Raw genomic sequence first — 4,183 nt, 5'->3', positions numbered from 1 at the left:
GGGTTAGCGGTCGCGGCTCAAGCCATTTTCCGCAAGCTCCGCCAGGTAGGCATTCCAGCGCTCGTCCATCACGTGGCCGAGCGTGTGCAGGTAATTCCAGCTGAAGATGCCGGTGTCATGGAAATCATCGAAGGTGATGCGCACCGCATAGTTGCCGACCGGCTCGATCTTCAGGATCGCCACGTTGCGCTTGCCGGGAACCGTCACCCGCTGTTCGGGCGAATGACCCTGCACCTCGGCCGATGGCGAGGCAACGCGCAACAGCTCCGCCGGCAATTCGAATGGATGGTGATTGGGAAAGGTGACCGACAGCAGCTTGCGGTCCTTGGAGACCCTGAGTTCTTTTGGTGCGGTCATGCTCTGTTTGATCCCGTATCGATTGCCCTTCCCTACGCCGCTTCGCCGAATGGGAAAAGGCCCGATGAAACCGGCCGACATGGGATGTCGGCCCGGGGATGTTACCAAAGATCGAGAAGCGGTATCTTGAATGGTGGGCTGCTTCGTATCACATAGCAGTATATAACGAAGCCGCCTCACTGCTATGGGAAGCGCTTGAAGCATGGACATGATCGACCCCTTCGGTCGCACGATCAATTACCTGCGCGTGTCGGTCACCGACCGCTGCGATTTCCGTTGCACCTATTGCATGGCCGAGGACATGACCTTCTTGCCGAAGAAGGACCTGTTGTCGCTGGAAGAGCTGGACCGGCTCTGCACCGTCTTTATCGAAAAAGGTGTCAAAAGGCTGCGCCTCACCGGCGGTGAGCCGCTGGTGCGCAAGAACATCATACATCTGGTGCGCCAGCTGTCGCGCCACCTCGACAGCGGCGCGCTGGAAGAACTGACGCTGACCACCAACGGCTCGCAGTTGTCGCGCTTCGCCGCCGAGCTCGCCGATTGCGGCGTCAAGCGCATCAACGTCTCGCTCGACACGCTCGATGCCGACAAGTTCCACAAAATCACCCGCTGGGGCCATGTCGACAAAGTCATGCAAGGCATCGATGCCGCGCAGGCAGCCGGGCTGAAGGTCAAGCTCAACGCGGTGGCGCTGAAGGATTTCAACGACGCCGAACTGCCCGATATGATGCGCTGGGCGCATGGCCGCGGCATGGATCTGACGGTCATCGAAACCATGCCGATGGGCGAGATCGATGCCGACCGCACCGACCAGTATCTGCCGCTGTCGCTGCTGCGCGCTTCGCTGGAGCGCCAGTTCACGCTGACCGATATCCCCTTCAAGACCGGCGGCCCTGCCCGCTACGTCCACGTCGCCGAGACCGGCGGCAAGCTCGGCTTCATCACGCCGATGACGCATAATTTCTGCGAAAGCTGCAACCGCGTCCGGCTGACCTGCACCGGCACGCTCTATATGTGCCTCGGCCAGGAAGATGCGGCCGATCTGCGCACGCCCTTGCGCGCATCCGAAGGCAACGAACTGGTCGCCGACGCGATCGACGAAGCCATCGGCCGCAAGCCGAAAGGCCACGACTTCATCATCGACCGCCGCACCCGCCGTCCCTCCGTGTCACGGCATATGAGCGTGACTGGCGGCTGATTTTTTCGAAGATTCATGCAACATCGCTTCTGGCTCTATTGGCTTGGAGGCGAGCATGCGGCGACGTTCTTCGTTCCTGGCAACTGTCGTTATCATTGCGGCGACCAACGCGATCGCCGCGCCGTCCACCTATGTGAACGAGCGTTTTGGCACCGTCTGCACCTTTCCCGACGAAATTTTCACCGATCGTCAGCCTGAACCTGACAATGGCGACGGRCAGGTWTRGCTSAGCGCGGAYGGCGCCAGCCTGACCTGCTCSGGCATYYWCAACGYYGACGAYGACACSCCGAAAGGCTTTGTCGCRGMTGAGAAAGCGAGCAAAGAGCCSGGCTACRCSATCACCTACAGCAAGRCCGGCAAGRACTGGGCGGTGCTGTCGGGCATGAAGGACGGTAAGGTCTTTTACGAGCGACGTCTGTTCGGCCAGGATGGCGTCATTCGAACGGTCTGGATCGATTACCCGCCGGCCCTGAAGTCGAAATACGACCCTCTGATTGGGCCGATCGCCGGCAGCCTCAARGGRCCATGAGCATTTTCGGTMACAYCCCARAAAAAGTCTSRTCCGCAAACGGTTGCCYGATTTACCGCCAGCATGTTCCGGCCTAGCTTTCCSMGCRGCGGAATCGTCGCTCACAGGGGGAATAAATCATGCGCAAACTCATTCTTTCTCTYGCATTGCTTGGCCTCACGGCCCTGCCCGCGGCWGCCCAGTCGATCGGCGGCACYTAYACYGTCGCCGGCACCAATTTCGACGGATCGAAATACGATGGCGAAGCCACCATCACGCTGACCAGCGGGACGACCTGCACGATCCACTGGGAGACGGGCGGCTCTTCCTCGGATGGCATCTGCATGCGCAACGACGACGCGTTCTCCGCCGGCTACGTCATGGGCAAGGATATCGGCCTCGTTGTCTACAAGGTCGAGGATGACGGGTCGCTGCGTGGTCTGTGGACCATCGCCGGCAAGGAAGGCAACGGCRCCGAGATCCTGACGCCGAAGAAATAGACATCGCCGAGGCYRTACAGCTTCCGGGAGGCGGAGCCGCCTCCCGGCCGGCGTAGTGCCGAATCCAGGACGTGATTTCACGCCCGCGTTGACAAATGCCCCGGTCCTGGCCCAGCCCTTTGCCGTTGCTGTTTCGTGGCGGGCTGTTACAGGCTTGCTTGCCCAAGCAACCGGTAGATGTCTTGCCCCTTTCTCCAAATCTTCGCGGCGCATTGTTCATGATGGTGGCGATGGTTGGCTTCACGCTCAACGACGCCATCACCAAATACTCTTCGCAATCGATGAACATGGCGCAGGTCATGCTGATCAGAGGGGCATTCGCCTCGCTCTTCGTCGGCCTGCTGGCCTGGCAACGCGGCGCGCTTTCGCGGCCGCGCTTGATGCTGCAGCCGCTGGTGGCAATGCGTGTCCTGGGCGAAGCGGGCGGCACCGTGTCCTTCCTGGTGGCGCTTGCCCATTTGCCGATCGGCAGTGTCTCAGCCGTCCTTCAGGCGCTGCCGCTTGCGGTGACGATGGGTGCCGCGCTGTTTTTCGGCGAAAAGGTCGGCTGGCGGCGCTGGCTGGCGATCGCCATCGGTTTTGTCGGCGTGCTGATCATCGTCCGGCCGGGCTTCGACGGCTTCAGCCTCTATTCCCTTTGGGCGCTGGCCAGCGTCGCCTGCTGCACGGTGCGTGACCTCGCCACCAAGCGCATCCCCCAAGCCGTACCGACGATGCTGGTCTCGACCGCCACCGCATTGGCAATGACCGTCGTCGGCGCGGTGCTGTTGTCGCCGATAGGTGGCTGGACACCGATGACCGGCAAGAGCACCGCCCTGCTGGCGCTGGCGGCGGTGCTGGTGCTCATCGGCTATCAATTCATCATCATGGCGATGCGCTCGGGCGAAATCTCCTTCATCGCGCCGTTCCGCTACACAGCACTCCTCTGGTCCATCCTGCTTGGCTTGTTCGTCTTCGGCGACATACCGGACATGCCGATGATTGTCGGCGCAACAATCGTCGTCTGTTCGGGTCTCTATGCGCTGTATCGCGAGCGGGTGGTCGGTCGGCGACGGATTGTCGCCGAAACCACCGGGCCGGCCATGGCGCCGGATGGAATTTAGCCAGGTCTTGTGATTTCCGCCGGCTGGCGTACAGGCTCGATGCATGAGACGAGATATTGCAGGGATCGTCCTGGCCGGTGGCCAGTCGAGGCGGATGGGAGGCGGCGACAAGAGCCTGTTGCCGCTTGGCCGCGGCAGCGTGCTTGACCAGGTCCTGTCGCGCTTTGGCCCACAAATTGAAACGCTGGCGCTGAGCGCCAATGGCGATCCGCAACGCTTTTCCCGGTTTGGACTGCCTGTGCTTGCCGACACTGTGGAAGGCTTTGCCGGACCGCTTGCCGGCATTCTGACCGGCCTCGAATGGACTATAGCCGGCACGCCATGCAAGGCGGTCGTTACCGCTGCCGGCGACACGCCTTTCCTGCCGCTCGATCTGGTCGACCGCCTGGCAGCCGCTGCCGGCGAACATCCCGGTTCGATAGCCGTCGCCTCTTCGGCCGGCAGGCGGCACCCGACCTTCGCGCTGTGGCCAACCGACTGTCGCGACGCGCTGCGGCATTTCCTGGTCGTTGAGGAC

General features: G+C 61.9%; 6 protein-coding genes. 5 read left to right on the top strand and 1 reads right to left on the bottom strand.

Annotated elements, in window-relative coordinates:
* Window positions 1-3: 3 nt before the first annotated feature.
* Complete coding sequence (locus tag AC1DX0_RS31945; RefSeq protein WP_477358404.1) at window positions 4-357, bottom strand: gamma-butyrobetaine hydroxylase family protein; 354 nt, start codon at window positions 355-357, stop codon at window positions 4-6.
* 202 nt (window positions 358-559) lie between these two features.
* Here AC1DX0_RS31945 and moaA point away from each other — a divergent pair, with 202 nt between their 5' ends.
* The 5 genes from moaA to mobA form a co-directional block, all read left to right on the top strand.
* Window positions 560-1,555: a GTP 3',8-cyclase MoaA gene (moaA, locus tag AC1DX0_RS31940; protein ID WP_477220532.1), complete on the top strand. Its 996-nt coding sequence runs from the start codon at window positions 560-562 to the stop codon at window positions 1,553-1,555.
* Between the two features lie 382 nt (window positions 1,556-1,937).
* A complete protein-coding gene (locus tag AC1DX0_RS31935) occupies window positions 1,938-2,084 on the top strand; it encodes a hypothetical protein (RefSeq protein ID WP_477358403.1) in 147 nt (48 codons plus the stop codon).
* A gap of 119 nt (window positions 2,085-2,203) precedes the next feature.
* Window positions 2,204-2,563, top strand: coding sequence for a hypothetical protein (locus AC1DX0_RS31930; protein ID WP_477358401.1), 360 nt, complete (start codon window positions 2,204-2,206; stop codon window positions 2,561-2,563).
* 182 nt (window positions 2,564-2,745) lie between these two features.
* Window positions 2,746-3,666: a DMT family transporter gene (locus AC1DX0_RS31925; protein ID WP_477220529.1), complete on the top strand. Its 921-nt coding sequence runs from the start codon at window positions 2,746-2,748 to the stop codon at window positions 3,664-3,666.
* Window positions 3,667-3,709: 43 nt separating this feature from the next.
* Window positions 3,710-4,183 (top strand): molybdenum cofactor guanylyltransferase MobA (mobA, locus tag AC1DX0_RS31920; protein ID WP_477358399.1); only part of this gene is annotated, 474 nt, incomplete at its 3' end.

Source organism: Mesorhizobium sp. P3_A9, assembly GCF_056402975.1.
Note: the sequence above shows the minus strand (reverse complement) of the source record. Positions and strands in the feature narration are given on the sequence as shown.